This is a genomic window from Hymenobacter sp. B1770 (assembly GCF_049896385.1).
In the GTDB taxonomy this organism is placed as follows: domain Bacteria; phylum Bacteroidota; class Bacteroidia; order Cytophagales; family Hymenobacteraceae; genus Hymenobacter.
Genome location: NZ_JAFCUF010000042.1, coordinates 1 through 1,124 on the forward strand (window position 1 = coordinate 1; position 1,124 = coordinate 1,124).

General features: G+C 62.6%; 2 protein-coding genes. Both read left to right on the top strand.

Translation table 11 applies throughout. The features are described from left to right. The first annotated feature begins 138 nt into the window (after window positions 1-138). Window positions 139-546 (top strand): hypothetical protein, encoded by a 408-nt coding sequence (locus tag ACP7AJ_RS21320; protein WP_426062254.1) that lies wholly within the window; start codon window positions 139-141, stop codon window positions 544-546. Window positions 547-841: 295 nt separating this feature from the next. Then, window positions 842-1,124: hypothetical protein (locus ACP7AJ_RS21325; protein ID WP_426062255.1), on the top strand; the 283-nt coding region annotated here is incomplete at its 3' end.

Sequence of the window (1,124 nt, forward strand, 5' to 3'; positions counted from 1 at the left end):
CAGGGGCTTTCTAGCATGTTGACCCAACGCACTTCACCCTTTACGCGTTCTGAGAGGAGTTCTGCAACAGCCACGGTCCGACGATAAACGCGCGCTGTTCAGGGAAAGGAGCGCATTATTGCACCTTTCCGCCCAACTATGCCCTCCCTTCCTGTTCTGCTTGACGCTCTCGATTCGTTTCAGCCCCACGATTCGTGGTTGCCGTTGGAAGACCTATTAGAGGAGCTGTGGGAGTTGGGGCCGCCCGCAGACGCCTTGGTGCCGCTGTTTCGGTTCTTGGAGCGTTTCCCCGAAGATGAGAGTGGGGGCGTGTTGATGGGGCTCATGCACGGCATCGAAACCTTTCCCGCGTACGAGACCGAGTTGTTGGACTCCCTGCACCGCCAACCCACCGAAATAACGCTGCTCCTGGTGCGGCGAATCGCCAACACGGGCCAACAGACCATTGCTCAACGCCCGGTAGCGAGTGTGTATCGGGCAGTTGACGCCCATCTCAATGCGCCCCTCGACGTGAAGCAAATGGCGCAAGAATTTCTCGCGGAATGAGCCTCACGTTCGTTCAGCGAAAGGGTCGTGGCTGTTGCAGAACTCAGCGCCCTGCGCTCCAGAAGCCGCGTACTCACTCGGCACCTTCCTAAAACGTGCTTCCGGCGCCCTTTCCGTTCGCTGTAAAGCGAATGCAACCGGTTCTAGAAGCGTATCCGAGACTTCTGCAACAGCCACGGTCCGATTAGCAAACGAGTCCTGCCAAACCAGACCTACCTTGTGGGTTTAGCAACTGCTCTTTCCCCTGGGGGCGCGTTTTTGGCTCGCCCTGCAAACCCTTCACTTGGCGCGGGGTTTGCAGGGAGCATCTCCAGTATCCCCCTGCTTGCTGTCCCCTGAAATGTCGCCTGCCCTACTCCCCACCCTGGCCCTGCTGCTGCTGACCGCCGCCGGCCACGCCCAAACCCGCCCCGCACTGCTCCCGACCGCACCGCTCCCGACCGGAACGCCCCCGGCCCCCGCGGTGCCGCAGTTGAGTGCCCCGTCGGCCGACGCGCTCGACTGCCGCGCGCTGAGCGGCCGCGTGGCCGACGCGGCGGGCCACCCGCTCGTCGGGGCCACGGCACGGCTCCGCCACG

Bases quoted from the DNA above. Each gene is read 5' to 3' on its own strand.
- ACP7AJ_RS21320 (WP_426062254.1), top strand. From the start codon at position 139: ATGCCCTCCCTTCCTGTTCTGCTTGACGCTCTCGATTCGTTTCAGCCC.